General features: G+C 43.9%; 16 protein-coding genes and 2 riboswitches. Of the genes, 10 read left to right on the forward strand and 6 right to left on the reverse strand.

From position 1 onward, the window contains the following. The first annotated feature begins 134 nt into the window (after positions 1 to 134). Positions 135 to 2,297, forward strand: a complete 2,163-nt coding sequence (locus F9802_RS14750; protein WP_152153297.1) for a DNA topoisomerase III — start codon at positions 135 to 137, stop codon at positions 2,295 to 2,297. 150 nt (positions 2,298 to 2,447) lie between these two features. Then, positions 2,448 to 3,356: a homoserine O-acetyltransferase MetA gene (metA, locus tag F9802_RS14755; protein ID WP_152153299.1), complete on the forward strand. Its 909-nt coding sequence runs from the start codon at positions 2,448 to 2,450 to the stop codon at positions 3,354 to 3,356. Positions 3,357 to 3,402: 46 nt separating this feature from the next. On the opposite strand, the gene F9802_RS14760 is transcribed toward metA, so the two are convergent. After that, positions 3,403 to 4,188 carry a carbon-nitrogen family hydrolase gene (locus F9802_RS14760; protein WP_152153300.1) on the reverse strand — a complete coding sequence of 262 codons (786 nt, stop codon included), beginning with the start codon at positions 4,186 to 4,188 and terminating at the stop codon, positions 3,403 to 3,405. A gap of 97 nt (positions 4,189 to 4,285) precedes the next feature. On the opposite strand from F9802_RS14760, the gene F9802_RS14765 reads away from it, so the two are divergent. Both F9802_RS14765 and F9802_RS14770 read left to right on the forward strand, forming a co-directional pair. Next, entirely contained in the window at positions 4,286 to 5,476 is a 1,191-nt protein-coding gene (locus F9802_RS14765; protein ID WP_152153303.1) for a pyridoxal phosphate-dependent aminotransferase, read from the forward strand. Between the two features lie 65 nt (positions 5,477 to 5,541). Continuing rightward, a riboswitch (SAM riboswitch) is annotated at positions 5,542 to 5,646 on the forward strand. Between the two features lie 76 nt (positions 5,647 to 5,722). Then, positions 5,723 to 6,274 (forward strand): class I SAM-dependent methyltransferase, encoded by a 552-nt coding sequence (locus F9802_RS14770; RefSeq protein ID WP_152153305.1) that lies wholly within the window; start codon positions 5,723 to 5,725, stop codon positions 6,272 to 6,274. Here F9802_RS14770 and F9802_RS14775 read toward each other — a convergent pair. Further along, positions 6,252 to 7,064, reverse strand: a complete 813-nt coding sequence (locus tag F9802_RS14775) for an aminoglycoside N(3)-acetyltransferase (RefSeq protein ID WP_152153307.1) — start codon at positions 7,062 to 7,064, stop codon at positions 6,252 to 6,254. The genes F9802_RS14770 and F9802_RS14775 overlap by 23 nt on opposite strands. Before the next feature lie 156 nt (positions 7,065 to 7,220). Between F9802_RS14775 and F9802_RS14780 the strand changes: the two genes are divergently transcribed. From F9802_RS14780 to pabC, 3 genes are read left to right on the forward strand one after another with little or no spacing between them, the layout of a single operon-like run. Then, entirely contained in the window at positions 7,221 to 8,645 is a 1,425-nt protein-coding gene (locus F9802_RS14780) for an anthranilate synthase component I family protein (RefSeq protein WP_152153309.1), read from the forward strand. Then, complete coding sequence (pabA, locus tag F9802_RS14785; RefSeq protein WP_152153311.1) at positions 8,642 to 9,229, forward strand: aminodeoxychorismate/anthranilate synthase component II; 588 nt, start codon at positions 8,642 to 8,644, stop codon at positions 9,227 to 9,229. Before F9802_RS14780 ends, pabA begins: the two co-directional genes overlap by 4 nt. A 1-nt stretch (position 9,230) precedes the next feature. After that, positions 9,231 to 10,103, forward strand: a complete 873-nt coding sequence (gene pabC / locus F9802_RS14790; protein WP_152153313.1) for an aminodeoxychorismate lyase — start codon at positions 9,231 to 9,233, stop codon at positions 10,101 to 10,103. A gap of 46 nt (positions 10,104 to 10,149) precedes the next feature. On the opposite strand, the gene F9802_RS14795 is transcribed toward pabC, so the two are convergent. Then, positions 10,150 to 11,106 carry a YsnF/AvaK domain-containing protein gene (locus F9802_RS14795; RefSeq protein WP_152153315.1) on the reverse strand — a complete coding sequence of 319 codons (957 nt, stop codon included), beginning with the start codon at positions 11,104 to 11,106 and terminating at the stop codon, positions 10,150 to 10,152. Positions 11,107 to 11,195: 89 nt separating this feature from the next. Continuing rightward, on the reverse strand, positions 11,196 to 11,720 hold the full coding sequence (locus tag F9802_RS14800; RefSeq protein WP_191992000.1) for a general stress protein: 525 nt from the start codon (positions 11,718 to 11,720) through the stop codon (positions 11,196 to 11,198). A 150-nt stretch (positions 11,721 to 11,870) separates the two neighbouring features. Between F9802_RS14800 and rraA the strand changes: the two genes are divergently transcribed. Further along, the gene (rraA, locus tag F9802_RS14805; protein ID WP_152153318.1) at positions 11,871 to 12,362 is read left to right on the forward strand and encodes a ribonuclease E activity regulator RraA; all 492 of its coding nucleotides are present in this window, start codon (positions 11,871 to 11,873) and stop codon (positions 12,360 to 12,362) included. 100 nt (positions 12,363 to 12,462) lie between these two features. Here the strand turns inward: rraA and F9802_RS14810 are convergent, their stop codons facing one another. Then, complete coding sequence (locus tag F9802_RS14810) at positions 12,463 to 13,029, reverse strand: biotin transporter BioY (RefSeq protein ID WP_152153320.1); 567 nt, start codon at positions 13,027 to 13,029, stop codon at positions 12,463 to 12,465. Between the two features lie 98 nt (positions 13,030 to 13,127). Here F9802_RS14810 and bioD point away from each other — a divergent pair, with 98 nt between their 5' ends. Then, entirely contained in the window at positions 13,128 to 13,859 is a 732-nt protein-coding gene (gene bioD, locus F9802_RS14815) for a dethiobiotin synthase (protein WP_191992001.1), read from the forward strand. Further along, positions 13,837 to 15,186: an adenosylmethionine--8-amino-7-oxononanoate transaminase gene (gene bioA / locus F9802_RS14820; RefSeq protein ID WP_152153324.1), complete on the forward strand. Its 1,350-nt coding sequence runs from the start codon at positions 13,837 to 13,839 to the stop codon at positions 15,184 to 15,186. Before bioD ends, bioA begins: the two co-directional genes overlap by 23 nt. A 93-nt stretch (positions 15,187 to 15,279) precedes the next feature. On the opposite strand, the gene F9802_RS19755 is transcribed toward bioA, so the two are convergent. Then, the gene (locus tag F9802_RS19755) at positions 15,280 to 15,453 is read right to left on the reverse strand and encodes a hypothetical protein (RefSeq protein ID WP_191992002.1); all 174 of its coding nucleotides are present in this window, start codon (positions 15,451 to 15,453) and stop codon (positions 15,280 to 15,282) included. Between the two features lie 197 nt (positions 15,454 to 15,650). Beyond that, positions 15,651 to 15,792: riboswitch (cobalamin riboswitch) on the forward strand. Positions 15,793 to 15,855 lie beyond the last annotated feature (63 nt).

The following is a 15,855-nucleotide window of genomic DNA, read 5'->3' on the forward strand; positions in this document are numbered from 1 at the left end:
AATTGAAAAGCAGAAAGAAGTCACGGGTTTTGAGCAGACTCGTTCAATGGAAGGTGCGGCAAGGAAGTGTGTTTCCGCTAATTCAACAAACAAATGTTATAATAATAACAGTGTAAAAATGAAAGGATGTTACTATGAGCAAAACAGTCGTATTAGCTGAGAAACCTTCTGTTGCCCGCGACATAGCCCGCATTTTAAATTGCGGCAAAAAAGGGAACGGCTTTTTGGAAGGAGATAAATACATTGTGACATGGGCGCTTGGCCATCTCGTGACACACGCAGATCCTGAGGCTTATGGCGATCAATATAAAACTTGGAATCTGGCTGAGCTGCCGTTAATGCCAGACCAATTAAAGACGGTCGTTATTAAAAAAACCGGCAAACAGTTTCAATCGGTGAAAACCCAGCTGAACCGCAAAGATGTAAAAGACATTGTTATAGCAACAGACGCCGGACGCGAAGGGGAGCTTGTCGCCCGCTGGATTATTGACAAGGCACATGTAAAAAAACCGGTGAAGCGTTTATGGATTTCTTCCGTGACCGATAAAGCGATTCGGGAGGGGTTTAAAAAGTTAAAAGAAGGCCGGGAATATGAAGATCTGTACCGTTCTGCGGTAGCGCGGGCCGAAGCCGATTGGCTCGTCGGCATTAATGCGACGCGAGCGCTGACGACAAAATTTAATGCCCAGCTTTCCTGCGGCCGTGTGCAGACGCCAACAGTGGCGATGATTGCGCGAAGAGAAGAAGAAATAAAAAGTTTCAAGCCGAAAAGCTATTACGGGATCACTGCAGTGGCTGGCGATATCAAGTTAACATGGAAAGATGCTAAATCGAATGATACAAAGACCTTTTCAGAAGAAAAGCGTGATCAGATCTTAAAGTCGATCCGCGATGAAAAAGCCGTTATTACTTCAGTGAAAAAAGCTGCAAAAAAATCATACGCACCGGAATTATACGATTTAACAGAGCTGCAGCGCGATGCCCATAAAATATTCAGCTATTCAGCGAAAGAAACGTTGTCCATTATGCAAAAACTATATGAACAGCATAAGCTTGTGACGTATCCGCGGACCGACTCCCGCTATTTATCAAGCGACATGACAGATACGTTAAAAGAGCGGGTGGAAGCAGTCGAAATCAATCCGTATACGAAATTCGCCGTAAAAGTCAAAAAGCGCGGCATTAAGCCGGATAAATCATTTATTAATGATGCGAAAGTAAGTGATCACCATGCAATCGTTCCGACTGAACAAACGGCGATTCTCTCCGATTTAAGTGATAAAGAGCGAAAAATTTACGATTTAATTGTCAAGCGCTTTTTAGCTGTTTTGCTGCCGCCATTTGAGTATGAGCAGACAACGGTGGAAGCGAAAGTTGGTTCGGAAACCTTTACGGCTAAAGGAAAGGTCATTACTTCTCTTGGCTGGAAAGAAGTGTACGGCAAAGAAGAGGAAGATGAAGCTTCATTGCCTGCTGTGAAACAAGGAGAAGCGCTGGAAATAGCTGCATTAACCGGGACGCGTGGAGAAACAAATCCGCCGCCGCGATTTAACGAAGGTACGCTGTTATCCGCGATGGAAAATCCGACGAAATACATGGAGGAAGAAAATCAACAATTAAAACAAACGTTGAGCCGGACAGGCGGGCTTGGAACAGTGGCGACAAGAGCAGACATTATCGAAAAGTTGTTCAATACGTTTTTAATTGAGAAAAAAGGGAAGGACATTTTCATCACGTCAAAGGGAAAGCAGCTGCTTGAACTTGTCCCGAACGAACTACAGTCGCCTGCATTAACAGGTGAGTGGGAGCAGAAGCTGGATGCCATTGCAAAGGGCAAGCTGAAGCCGCAAGTCTTTATGAAAGAAATACGCGGCTATACAAAGTCAGTCACAAATGAAATTAAAAATAGCGACAAAAAATTTAAACACGACAATGTAACCGGCAGCCAATGCCCGGACTGCGGAAAACTGTTACTTGAAGTAAATGGTAAAAAGGGAAAAATGCTCGTCTGCCAGGACCGGGAGTGCGGTTACCGCAAAAATGTAGCAAAGCTGACGAACGCCCGCTGCCCGAACTGTCATAAAAAGCTTGAGCTTCGCGGCGAAGGAAAAGGGCAAATTTTCGTCTGTCGGTGCGGACACAGGGAGAAATTGACTTCTTTCCAGGAACGCCGAAAGAAAACATCCGGAAATAAAGCAACGAAGCAAGATGTAAATCAGTATTTGAAAAAGCAAACGAAAGATGAACCGATTAACACAGCTCTCGCTGATGCTTTAGCTAAACTGAAATTAAAATAACAAACATGTCTGCAAAGAAGCACTTGTCTTGTTTCTTTGCAGGCTTTTTTTCTTTCAATAGCTGATGCAAGGAAAACAATCCTTGTGTTTTTTTATGGAAGCTGTCTATAATTGTTTATTGAAAATTCTAAACTATGAGGGGGTAGCAAAATGCCGATTAATATACCGCAAGAATTGCCGGCACGGGAAATTCTAGAGAAAGAGAATATTTTCGTGATGGATGTGGGCCGGGCCCGCAGCCAGGATATCCGTCCTTTAAATATTTTAATTTTAAATTTAATGCCGGAAAAAGAAAAAACGGAAGCTCAGCTTTTGCGGCTGCTCGGCAATACGCCGCTTCAAGTGAATGTTTCTTTTTTACATACGGCCACTCATGAATCAAAAAACGTCAGCAAATCTCATTTAGAGCAATTTTATACCACTTTTGAGGAAGTGAAAGAAAAACGGATCGATGGCATGATTATTACCGGCGCACCGATCGAGTTAATGGAATTTGAAGAAGTGAATTATTGGGAAGAGCTGACGGAAATTATGGACTGGGCAAAAACAAATGTCACTTCACTGTTGCACATTTGCTGGGGAGCCCAGGCAGCTCTTTATCATCATTTCGACATTGGAAAATTCAAATTGCCGAAAAAATGTTCCGGCATTTACAGCCATACGGTGAATGAGCCGACTGTTAAGTTGCTGCGTGGGTTCGATGATATGTTTTATGCGCCTCATTCCCGCTATACAGATGTGGAAAAAGCAAAAATTGAAGCTCATGAAGACTTGTTACTGCTTGCTTCCTCTGATGAGGCGGGTGCGTTTATTATCATGTCAAAAGACGAACGTCATGTGATGATTACTGGGCATTTAGAGTATGAGGCGCATACGCTGGCAGAAGAATATGCTCGCGATTTAGCGAAAAGTCTCGACATCGATATGCCAAAAAATTATTTCCCGGACAATAATCCGACAAAGAAACCTGTCAACAAATGGCGTTCGCACGCACATTTACTGTTTTCAAATTGGTTGAACTATTACGTCTATCAAGAAACACCATTCGAATGGGACTAATGAGACGAGAAAAACCCGGGAAATTAATTTCCGGGTTTCTTCTTGTTTAACTGTAAAATTCTGTCCGGCGATCTTCGAAAATAGGGATGCGTTTTCTTATTTCCGGCACTTTGGCTAAGTCAATTTCGCCGATTAGCAGTTCTTCTTCTTCTCCGGCTTCGGCAATAATTTCTCCCCAAGGATCGATGATGATCGAATGGCCGGCAAATTTATTTTTCGGATCTTCGCCGCTGCGGTTACAGCCAACGACGTAGCTTTGGTTATCAATGGCTCTTCCAATCAGCAAGGTTCGCCAGTGATCCTTGCGTGCAAGCGGCCACTCGGCAGGGACAAACAAAACATTAGCTCCAGCCAGTACGTGTTTGCGCAGCCATTCAGGGAAGCGGATATCATAACAGATGAATGCAGCCATCGTTTCATCTTCCAAAGCAAATAAGCCGTCTTCTTTGCCGGCTTTGAAGAATTTTTCTTCTTCCATTAATCGGAACAAATGAAGCTTACTGTATGTTTTAAGAAGCTCACCATTTTTGTTGATGACGGGCAGCGTATTTTCAACGCCCTCTTTCGTCCGGTTTGCCACCGAGCCGCCGATGATATGCATTTGATGTTTTTTAGCTTGGTCAGCTAAAAAGGCAATAGCCTCCTTGGCCTCCTCATCTGCAATTTCATCGAGGCGTGTTAAGTCATAACCTGTTGTCCATAATTCGGGAAGCACAGCTAGGTTGCAGCCTTCGTCTGCTGCTTTTTGCAGCCAATTTTCTGCACGTCTGTAATTTTCTTGCGGACTCCCGAAAGCGATATCCATCTGGATGCAAGCAACTTTTAATTTCATTTTAATCCCCACATTCCTTTCTGAACATTCTTACTTTACTTTCTCTACCTTTCGTTATACCATTATTAACTATAATTTGAAAGCGGGGGCTGTTTACATGAGAAGTTTTGAACCATCCAATCGGCTTCAGGCTCTGCCGGAGCAATTTTTCGCTAAACTCGGCCAGAAAGTGGCAGACGCTGCTAAAGAAGGCCGCGATATTATAAATTTAGGGCAAGGAAGTCCCGATCAGCCGGTGTTCGGCCATATAAAAGAAGCACTTAAAGCAGCTGCTGATGACCCGGCTAATGATAAATATCCGCCGTTTAAAGGATTTGCTTCAGCAAGAAGTGCATGTGCCGAGTTTTATCAAAGAGAATACGGCGTCAAACTTGATCCGGAAAAAGAAATCACGCTTTTGATCGGCGGCAAAGCAGGGCTTGTTGAACTGCCGCAATGTTTATTAAATCCAGGCGATATCGCTCTCGTCCCGGACCCGGGCTATCCTGATTACTGGTCAGGCATGGCGCTTGCCGGAGCAGAAATGCATATGATGCCGCTTGTGGAGGAAAATAGATTTTTGCCGCGCTATGAAGACATACCTGCCGATGTATTAAAACGGGCTAAGCTGCTGTTCATCAATTATCCGAATAATCCGACTGGAGCCATGGCGGATGAAGCGTTTTTTGAAGAAACGATTGAGTTTGCCAATAAACACGGCATTTGTGTCATACATGACTTTGCATACGGAGCGATCGGCTTTGACGGCAAGAAACCGCTCAGCTACCTTGAAGTCAATGGAGCAAAAGAAACGGGCATCGAAATTTACACGATGTCAAAAACATATAATATGGCCGGCTGGAGAATCGGGTTTGCTGTCGGCAACCCGAGTGTCATTGCCGCACTGGACTTAATACAAGATCATTTGCACTGCAGTTTGTATGGCGGTATTCAAGAAGCAGCCACCGCTGCTTTCCTTGGACCGCAAGATGAAGTTATCAAGCAGGAAGCCATGTATGAAAAACGCCGAAACTTGCTTATCAGCGGTTTAAATGAAATTGGCTGGGAAGTGAAAGCGCCGGAAGGATCATTTTTTTCCTGGCTGAAGGTGCCGGACGGCTGCACTTCTGAAGAATTCAGCAACCTTTTGCTTGAGAAGGCAAATGTAGTTGTGGCTCCTGGTACTGGTTTTGGCGAGCATGGAGAAGGGTATGTCCGCGCTGGCTTGCTTGCTTCTGAAGAAAGAATGAAAGAAGCCATCAGCCGTATTGCCCGTCTGGACATTTTTAAAAAGCAGGTTGACAGCTAATCTTAAACGTGCCATAATGCAAATTAACTGAAAAAACGCAATTTACCAATTGAATATAAACGAACATCTTATCAAGAGCAGGCGGAGGGACAAGCCCGATGAAGCCCGGCAACCGACTCGTTAACGCGAGCACGGTGCTAATTCTTGCAGCGAAAGCTGACAGATAAGAAAGAGTGATTATAATTAAACCTCTTCTTATCGAAGAGGTTTTTTTTGTTTGCCTGATTTAAAAGGGAGGAATGGGACATGGCCGTAACAGATCGTAAATTAATTGTTAAAGACGAAGTATTGGAATGGACAATTTCAACTGAAAGCTTTTTACAGACAGCCCGCGTTAAACAAGGGGAAAGAGTTTTCTGGATAGGTGAATTATCGTCTCCGCTAGCAGCAAGACTGACCGTTGAAAAAGCAAATATCACGGCTGTTTCTCCTTCTGTAAATGTAAAGAGTGCAGAAAAGAAACAATTTGACGGAGTCATTGCTCAGACCGGGATTCATTTCCTGGATGAAGGAGACGAATGGCTGAGAAAAAGCTTTGACTTGTTGAAGCCGGGGGGACGGCTCGTTGTTGATTTGGCTGAAGCTGGCACGCTGCAGCATGTAAAAGGAGTCACTTATGGAAAAAGTTTGCCCGATTATTGGGACCTCTTGAGAGAGGCTGGGTTTGAAACGATTTTTGTTCAGCAAATAGCGGCACGTTCTTTAGTGGAAGTCATCGGGCAAGGGTGGACAGAGTTGGCAGAAACGACTGAATTCCCTGCCATTGTCAACCGCTTTATTGCGTTGAAAGGTTATTGAAATAACGGGAAGTAAAGTCGACTAATGGGCGGATTTTAATCAGCTTACAAGTTGATTGAGCAACTTTTCCGTTAATAACTTCGCCTTTTTTTTCAAAGGAGCTGCCAATCTCATTAAATAGTTCGGAACTTTCTTCAAGTTCCTGATACGTTTTCCATACTCGTTCGCCATTTTCCATCATAGCAGAGCCTTGTTTAAAGGAATTCCTGCCATCGTTTGAACGGAATTCGCCGAGATGCATCGCTGTGCACGTGCTGTAATCCGTACCGATGAATAATACATAGCCATCCAGCTCGTACAATCTGGCAAGAGGGGATTGCTCGCCGAAAGCAAAGTCCAGTGAATGATCAGTAATAATCAAATCAGCATGTTTCCCCCAAGCCGTAAAAGAACTAGAAGGGTGGGGGCTGCGCTTTACGTCAGGAAACGTCCGAAATGTTTCCGCTATTCGCCCCATTCCAAGTGTAGGTGTAATGTCCGGCAAATAAGCGGGCATCATATAGCGGATGCCGGGCCACCAGTCTTCCGGAACAGGCGGATGCTGCCAATATTGCGGATCGGTATTATGAGTGGTCTGCGCTGGCATGACAATCGTTCCTTCATTCGTAACGGCTTCCATTAATGCTTGAACAACAGCGATTTCTCCTCCGGCCACCCAGCCAAGGGAACGGAGAGAAGAGTGGACCATGGCGACCTCTCCACGTTTTAAACCGAGAGAGAGAAAGTCTTTTTTTAATGTTTCAGTTGTAATTAATGATTTTGTCCGTTGAATTAACTGTTTACTTGTCATGGCGTTCACCCCGCTGAATTCATATCATTTCTTTTATTGTAAGGGAAAGGTATTTGGCGGTACAGAAGCCATTAAAAAAATGCTGTTCCGGTGCTTTTTTCTTTCCTCTTTGTCTAGTATGATAAAAAAGACTATGACGAAAAAGGGTGAAAGCAAGTGAGTGATCGACGCGTTTATTATCGAAGGATTCCTTACAACAATGATCAATTCTTTCTTCAATATAAATCTCTGGCTGAGCAAGAATCTCATCATGTTTTTCTGGAAAGTGGAAGGGGCGGCCGTTACAGCATAGCAGGGCTGTCGCCTTTTGCTGTCGTTTGTTCAGATCAGGAAGGTATACAAATACAGATGGACGGCGAAACAAAAGCACAGGCGGGCATTCCGCTTTCAGAATTCGAAAGCTGGATGAAAGCGTTTGAAGTGCCAAAACTGGAAGGTTTGCCTGATTTCCAGGGGGGAGCTGTCGGCTATATTAGCTATGACTACGCCCGCTATATTGAAAGGTTGCCAAACCTTGCAGAAGATGACCTCGGACTGCCGCTTCTTTACTTCCTAGTTTTTCAGGAGTGGGCGGTGTTTGACCAGCAAACAGAAACGCTTTGGCTGCTTGCCATATCTGAAAATGATAAAGAAGGTGAAAGGCTGCTTGATGAAGCGGAAGAAAAATGGACAGCTTCGCTAATGAAAAAAGAGTCTGCAGCGATTGCGCCGGCAGATGATCAATTGATCGTCTCATTTTCGGAAGAAGCATTTAAAGAGGCTGTGGAACGAACAAAGCAATATATCGCTCAAGGAGATGTATTCCAAGTCAACTTGTCTGTCCGGCAATCTAAAAAACTTGGCGTTCCCGCAATAGCTGTGTACGAAGAGCTGCGGAAACTGAATCCGTCTCCTTATATGGCTTATATTCATACGCCCGAATTTCAAATTGTTTCAGGTTCTCCCGAGCTGCTCATTAAAAAAGCCGATAAAGAGTTGAGTACACGGCCGATTGCCGGCACCCGATCACGGGGAAAAGACGATGCCGAGGATTTACAGCTGGCGTCAGAGCTGATTGAAAATGAAAAAGAACGGGCTGAACACGTGATGCTCGTCGATCTTGAGCGCAATGATCTCGGACGGGTGAGCGCATACGGTTCTGTTGAAGTAGACGAATTTATGGTGATTGAAAAGTATTCACACGTCCAGCATATCGTGTCCAATGTTCGCGGCCTGCTTGCCGAAGGGAAGATGAATGCCGACGTAGTCGAAGCTGTATTTCCGGGCGGGACGATAACAGGCGCTCCAAAAGTGAGAACGATGGAAATTATTGAAGAACTCGAGCCGGTCAGACGGGAAATTTACACTGGCTCCATCGGCTGGCTCGGCTTTAACGGTGATTTAGAGCTCAATATCGTTATTCGTACAATGCTCGTTGAAAATGGTATGTGCCACGTTCAGGCGGGAGCGGGAGTTGTCATTGATTCCGATCCAAAAAGCGAATACAAAGAGTCACTGAAAAAAGCGGAAGCCGTTTGGAAAGCGAAAGAATTAGCAGAAAAAAGGCGGGCGGCTATTAAAACAGGAGGAGAGCCTCAATGATTTTAATGATTGATAATTACGATTCTTTTACTTACAATCTCGTTCAGTACTTAGGTGAGCTCGGTGAAGAATTGATCGTTAAGAGAAATGATGAAATAACAATAGAAGAAATTGAAAAGCTGAATCCTGATTTTTTAATGATTTCGCCGGGGCCGTGTACACCGGATGACGCGGGAATCAGCATGGAAGCGATTCGTGCATTTGCCGGCAAAATACCGATTTTTGGCGTTTGTCTCGGCCAGCAGTCGATTGCTCAAGTGTTTGGCGGCGATGTTGTTCAGGCAGATCGGCTCATGCACGGAAAAACATCGGACATGCTTCATGATGGGCGTACGATTTTCGAAGGGCTTCCGAATCCATTTCCCGCTACACGTTATCACTCTTTAATCGTAAAAAGAGACACACTGCCAGAGTGTTTTGAGGTTTCCGCATGGACAGAAGAAGGCGAAATCATGGCCATCCGCCATAAAGAAATGCCGATTGAAGGGGTACAGTTTCATCCGGAGTCCATTATGACTTACGGCGGAAAAGATATGCTGAAAAGCTTTATCCGGCACTACCGGACGCTGCCAGCAGGTGTGTAACGTGTTTGTATATGTAAACGGCGAGATCGTGCCGAAAGAACAGGCGAAAATCTCCCCATTTGACCATGGCTTTCTGTACGGAATTGGCGTGTTTGAAACGTTTCGGATATATAACGGCCATCCTTTTTTACTCGATGATCACTTGGACCGTTTAAACAGCAGCTTACGGGAATTGATGATTATGAAAGAGTTGAAACGTGCCGAAACAATGGAGATGCTGCAACGTTTATCGACAGCAAATGGATGGGGTCACTCTTATATCCGTTTAAACGTTTCAGCGGGAAACGGGGAAATAGGTCTGCAAACCGAAGCTTACCATGAGCCGGCGGTTATTATCTTTCAAAAGCCGCTCGAGCCCCCAAGTGAATTGGCGGAAAAAAAAGGAGTGTGGCTCACAGTCCGGCGTAATACTCCTGAGCTAACCAAACGGCTCAAATCTCATCATTATTTAAATAACATTGCGGGCAAGAGGGAAGCAGGAAACGACCCGTTAACAGAAGGTATCTTTTTAACAGAAACGGGAATGGTGGCAGAAGGGGTCGTTTCCAATGTTTTTTGGGTGAAAGGAAACACTCTCTATACACCGGCTATCGAAACAGGAATATTAAATGGCATTACGAGACAATATGTAATCCATACCGGCAAAAAGCTTGGGATGAAAATAAAGGAAGGACTGTTTGCTCCTTCTGAATTAAAAGCAGCCGACGAAGCCTTTTTCACAAATTCCATTCAAGAGATTACAGCGATCAGCGAAATAGACAACCGTACATTTCCAGGCAGAAGGGGAAAGTGGACAAACGGGCTTTTTTCCCGCTACGAAAAAGACCGGGAACGTTTGTGGAGCAGAAGTGGTGAAACGACAGAGAAAAGATAAGAAGGATGCCGCGGGCAGCGGCATCCTTCTTATCTTTTAACTATTATTAAAAACGATCGTGTCTGTCGATGTTATCTGTTAACTCGTCATCACGGCGGTGGTTAAGAAAAGAATCAGTGGAATCGCGGTTTTCTACTTCCAGATCACCCGTTCCTTCCACATGAGCTTCTTCACGTTTAACCGTGTCTCTCACTGTTTCTGTATCTTGAACTTTTCGTTTGCCGACGATTAATTCTTCAGTAACAACTGGTCTTTTCGTTACTTCCACCCGCTCTTCAGTAATCGGAATGCGGATGCTGTCATCGTCTTCAATGATCGGAGACGTATCGAGTCCTGACGCGACTTCGTCCACCGCCCGGCGTTCAACATATACTTCATCGCGTTCCACATTTACATTGACTGTCCGTTCTTCTTCTACTACATCTTTTTCTACATGTACTTCACCTGTTTGTACCCGCTCTTTATCAACTTCGAGACGTTCTTCACGAAGGCGAAGGCGCTGTTCGTCAGTAAGGTCCGCATCTACATCAAGATGTGGTACTCTGTCAGCCCGAACACCATCGACATAGCCGTCAACTGTGTTTACATTCTGGCCCATGCCGAATGCAGTCGTTCCAAGATTAGGGTTTGTTTCATTTGTTAACGTGCGGTCACGGTAGTACTGATCGTAATCTTTGTCTACATACAGAAGAATTTTTCCTGCTTCAATGTCATTATAATAACGGTCGGAATCCGCATCGTCTAATCCCATGTTACGCAATCCGCCTCGCACTTCATCTTCTCCAGAAAGAAACGCCATGAATTTATCCATCCAAGAACCGCCTGCTGTTGTGGATTCAACTTCCGCTCCTGTACGGCCTCTTACCATGGAAATATTGTCTGCATCTTTCGCTACTGCGTAAATATCAGTTTCAGCGTAACCCTCTGCTTTTAATTCTTCAATTTTACGAATAACCTCTGTCTGATTATTAAAAACTCCGATAAATTTTTTATTATTATCCATTTAAATAGCCTCCTAGTAGAATAATTTCTAAATTTGCTATGGTGTTTAATTACCCGATATGATATAATTAAAACTTTTAATGAGAAAAATTAAAAGAAATCCCGGTGGTATGGCTGCTGATTAGGCGGAATAAGTGAGTCATCTGTCAAATAAGGTTTTTCTGTCTGTTCCCGCTCTTGGATCCGCTGACGTCTTTCTGTTTCTGCTTTCGTTGGCAGAGGCGGGTTTGTCACTCCCTTATTTTCATTCGAGGCAGCCTGAGCAGCCGCTGTCTCGCGGTTGGCCTCATCGTGCTCATCAGCTACGAGCAAAATTAATTCATCGTCTACATCCTGATGGTAAGCTTCTGCATCCTTTTCCGATAAGCCAAAATCCAACAAATACTCCTTAATCGGTTTGTCTTTCGTAAAAATCGACTTTACTTTTTCCATAATCGTCGGCCCCGCAGAGGTGACTTCCGCTCCAGTGCGGTTTTGAAGCAGTAAGTTGAAGTCGGCATCTTTAGTCACGGCATACAGTTGATCCATGTTATAGCCTTCCACTTTTAGTTCTTCAATCCGGCGAATGGCGTCGAACTCAGTTTTACATAAACCAATGACTATTTTATTGGCCATTTTCCATCCTCCCCAATTATCGTGCCGTGTCATCACTGTATACTTACCCGTTACTAATTGTTAAAAACCCGTAAAAAAAAGAGGAAGAAAAGGAAACTGCGTCCAATTTGTCGAAAGAAAATAAGGACTAGGCAGAAAGGGGAGAAAGAAATGACTGAAACAGAAGTTAAAACGGCCGATTTATGTGACGATTTTGCGGATGAATTAAATGTGTGCTACTTGGAACTTAAATCTTATGGAGGGAAAAAGCGTTTTGCGGGCCCTATTTCCACCGTCAAAGTATTTGAAGACAATGTGCTCGTAAAAAAATCGCTGCAAACCATTCCTGAAGGCCATGTTCTTGTTGTGGACGGCGGAGGTTCAAAAAAATGTGCGCTGCTTGGCGACCGGTTAGGGGAAATTGCCGAAGAGCGGAAACTTGCAGGTATTATCATTAATGGCTGTGTCCGTGATACCGCGGAACTCTCGAAATTGAACATCGGTGTCCTCGCATTAGGCAGCAATCCGTTAAAAAGTATTAAAAGAGGAGAAGGAGAACAAGACACGGCAATTCAATTCGGTGAAGTAAATTGGGTGCCGGGCCATTACGTTTATGCAGATGAAGATGGAGTTATAGTAGCAGAAAAGCCGCTGAAAAAATAAGAGAATAATAGAAAGAGTCTGTCCAATAAGAGCCTGGCTCCTCCTTCGATATTCGAAGTGGGGCCAGGCTCTTTGTTTAAAACTTGAGAAATTAAAGGGTTTATTCTCGTACCATCCGGATACTTCGATGCTTTAACGCCGACTGGATTTTAGGGAGGGCAACAAGAGACAGAACCGTAACTGCCAGATCAAGCGGAAAGTAAGCAGCCATCCACGACCAGGCTATCAAATAGCTAAAGCCTTCAGGCGCTTCTGCCCACCATTTGAATGCAGCATACATATAATTTGTTCCAATTATGTAGTTTAAGAAAACAGCGGCAGTTCCGGCAGAGACATAAGCAACTTTTTTTAGCGAGTTTTCAAGAATTTTTCCAGTTGTATAAGCTACGAGAATAAAAGAAAGGATAAAGCCAAAAGTAGGACTGAGCAAGCTGGCTGGCCCGCTTTTAAATTGAGCAAATACCGGCGCACCGGCAAGTCCGCTAAATAGATAAGCAGCCATTGACAAAGCGCCGAGACGGCTGCCAAGTAGACCCCCGGCAATAATGGCAAACATCAGCTGCAGCGTAACCGGCACGCCGCCAATCGTTAAAAAGGGCGATACGTTGGCACCGACTGCCATAAGTGCGGCAAATAATGCGCAAAGAACAATTTCATTAGCTTTCATTAAATTTCCACTCCTTTAAAAAATATGATTGTTATTCATTTTTTCATATGTTAACATTTTTGTAAATATAGTTTACATATTTTGAGGGAGTGAGTAAATTGGCTGGACTTTTTATCACTGGTACCGACACTGATGCAGGCAAAACGGTTTCCACACTTTTGCTTGCCCATGGATTGATGGAAAGAGGAATAGAAACAGAGCCATATAAACCGGTACAAAGCGGAGCAGAATGGACGGGAGGTGAATGGAAAGCCCCTGACGCTGAAATGTACAAGCTTCTTTCGAAAGTGAAAGACGATAAGCTGTATACATATTTATTCAAAAAAGCGAGTTCACCTCATTTGGCAGCGGAAGAAGAAGGAACAACCATCGATGAAGCAATGTTAATTGAAGAAATCAAAAGGCGTGCGTCTGGCCGCAGCCTTTTGCTCATAGAAGGAGCAGGAGGATTGTATGTGCCGCTGAACAGAAAAGGGAGATGCATGATTGATGTCATGGGAGAAGTAAATTTGCCGGTCGTTATTGCGGCGAAAGCAGGGCTTGGAACAATCAATGATTCAATGCTAACCATCGAATCATTGAAAAAAAGAAAACTGCCGATCGCCGGACTTGTGTTTTCAAGTACTGTGCCTGGTGAGGAAGAGATCGAGCAGGATAATTTGGAGATGATTCATCAATTATCTGGGCTTCCTGTCATCGGACATATTCCATTTATTGCGGATATTAAAAAATCTCTTAAAGACAGCCGCTATCGTTCGGCACTCATAAAAGACTGGAAATTTAACGAATTAATGGAGGAAATAAAGAATGGATGCGAAACGACTGTATGAAATCAGTAAAAAGCATATGTGGCTGCCATTTACACAAATGAAAGATTACGAAGAGGCTCCGCTCATCATTGAAAGCGGTGAAGGAGTTATACTAAAAGATATTCACGGCAACGAATACTTGGATGGCTATTCTTCCTTATGGCTGAATGTTCACGGTCACCGCCGCCGGGAAATTGACGAAGCGATTAAAGCCCAGCTTGATCAAATTGCCCATTCTACTTTGCTTGGTGCAGCAAATGTTCCGTCTATCCAGCTGGCAGAGAAACTCGTTCAGCTTTCACCGGACAGTTTGACGCGTGTATTTTATTCGGACAGCGGAGCGGAATCCGTTGAAATTGCAATAAAGATGGCTTACCAATATTGGCAAAATAAAGGCGAGAGTGAAAAGACAAAGTTTGTCACCCTGTCAAATGGATATCACGGCGATACAGTTGGCGCCATCAGTGTCGGCTCTATCGATATTTATCATCGTGTATACAGCGCTTTAATGTTTGATTCGTACACCGTGCCGTTTCCGTCTGCGAGAAATCATCCGTCGGGCGATGAACAGCGGGCTAAAGAGGAATCGCTTGCTGATATGCGTAAGTTGTTTGAAGAAAATCACGGTCAGATTGCTGGTTTGATGGTTGAGTCTATGATACAAGGCGCCGGTGGCATGCATATTATGCCGTCTGGCTACTTGAAAGGACTCGAGAAACTGTGCCGGGAGTTTAATATTTTACTTGTCGTTGATGAAGTAGCGACTGGATTCGGGCGTACGGGGAAAATGTTCGCGGTTGAACATGAAGGAGTTCAGCCGGATATTATGACGATTGCTAAAGGGATTACGGGAGGATATTTGCCGATTGCTGCTACGGTGACAACAGAGGAAGTTTACGAAGCTTTTTATGCAGACTTCACGGAAATGAAAACTTTTTTCCACGGGCATTCATATACAGGAAACCAGCTCGGTTGCGCAGCTGCTTTAGCAAACCTCGCTATTTTTGAAAAAGAGGGGCTTGTTGAACAAGCCGCCCGAAAAGCGGAATATGTTCAAACGTTGTTAGCAGAACTGAATGAGCTGCCTCACATTGGAGAAATCCGTCAACTCGGCTTGATGTGCGGCATTGAAATTGTCAAAGATAAAGAAACAGGAGAATTTTTTTCATTAGAAGAACGGGCAGCTTACCGTGCAACATTGCGGATGCGTGAACTAGGTATGCTGACGAGACCGCTTGGTGATGTGGTCGTGTTTATGCCGCCGCTTGCTGCCAGTTATGAAGAGTTGACTAAAATGAGCCAAATTATGAAGCAGGCGATTGCGGAAATCCAGCTTGCAGCTAAATAATTGGCGTCTTGCTCTAGTCAAACATTGTAAAAAAGAGAATAAAAAAAATCCGCCCAGTCTTCTTGGCGGATTTTCTTCTTAATTATAGCAACGTTACAAACTGCGGTCATGTGTAGAATCACGGTCGTTTAAATAACTTTCTCCATCAGGCAGCTTATCAATGCGGCTCGAATCGGAGGAATCAAACGCCTCACGAAGAAAATAAATCATAATGAAAGCGATAATAAATAATAAGATCGCCAACCCGATTAAAGTCATTATCCCCATTTCAACTGCTCCTTTCTTTACCACTCATACTATTCTATTCCCCTCTTTTCTTATCTAAAACATAATGTTTGTTTAAATAAAGAAAATTTTCAATTTTCTAGGATGTGGCAGAGGTGAAATTTCAGAAGGTTTGTTCTTCTGCTTTAAAATTACATGGAAGTAAATCTTTTTTCGTGTATAATAAATCTTAGCGGAAAATTACATACGTTGAATGAGGTAAAGCTGATAATAAAGCTTTTTAAAAGGGGAAGTTGGTGAAAAACCAGCGCGGTCCCGCCACTGTAAATGAAATGATGCTATTTCATGAGCCAGAAAACCTGCCTGATTCAGAGCACCGACAACCTACGCGGATAGGGTGGTGTAAAAGCGGCAGCCGTTTTATTGTGGCAATTTGCCCTTTTT

Origin of the sequence: Bacillus aerolatus (assembly GCF_009183655.1) — a bacterium.
In the GTDB taxonomy this organism is placed as follows: domain Bacteria; phylum Bacillota; class Bacilli; order Bacillales; family Domibacillaceae; genus Pseudobacillus; species Pseudobacillus aerolatus.

Bases quoted from the DNA above. Each gene is read 5' to 3' on its own strand.
- F9802_RS14810 (WP_152153320.1), bottom strand. From the start codon at position 13,029: ATGAAAGCTAATGAAATTGTTCTTTGCGCATTATTTGCCGCACTTATG.
- pabA (WP_152153311.1), top strand. From the start codon at position 8,642: ATGATTTTAATGATTGATAATTACGATTCTTTTACTTACAATCTCGTT.
- F9802_RS14795 (WP_152153315.1), bottom strand. From the start codon at position 11,106: ATGGATAATAATAAAAAATTTATCGGAGTTTTTAATAATCAGACAGAG.
- rraA (WP_152153318.1), top strand. From the start codon at position 11,871: ATGACTGAAACAGAAGTTAAAACGGCCGATTTATGTGACGATTTTGCG.
- metA (WP_152153299.1), top strand. From the start codon at position 2,448: ATGCCGATTAATATACCGCAAGAATTGCCGGCACGGGAAATTCTAGAG.
- F9802_RS14765 (WP_152153303.1), top strand. From the start codon at position 4,286: ATGAGAAGTTTTGAACCATCCAATCGGCTTCAGGCTCTGCCGGAGCAA.
- F9802_RS14775 (WP_152153307.1), bottom strand. From the start codon at position 7,064: ATGACAAGTAAACAGTTAATTCAACGGACAAAATCATTAATTACAACT.
- F9802_RS19755 (WP_191992002.1), bottom strand. From the start codon at position 15,453: ATGGGGATAATGACTTTAATCGGGTTGGCGATCTTATTATTTATTATC.
- F9802_RS14760 (WP_152153300.1), bottom strand. From the start codon at position 4,188: ATGAAATTAAAAGTTGCTTGCATCCAGATGGATATCGCTTTCGGGAGT.
- bioA (WP_152153324.1), top strand. From the start codon at position 13,837: ATGGATGCGAAACGACTGTATGAAATCAGTAAAAAGCATATGTGGCTG.
- F9802_RS14800 (WP_191992000.1), bottom strand. From the start codon at position 11,720: ATGGCCAATAAAATAGTCATTGGTTTATGTAAAACTGAGTTCGACGCC.
- F9802_RS14770 (WP_152153305.1), top strand. From the start codon at position 5,723: ATGGCCGTAACAGATCGTAAATTAATTGTTAAAGACGAAGTATTGGAA.
- F9802_RS14750 (WP_152153297.1), top strand. From the start codon at position 135: ATGAGCAAAACAGTCGTATTAGCTGAGAAACCTTCTGTTGCCCGCGAC.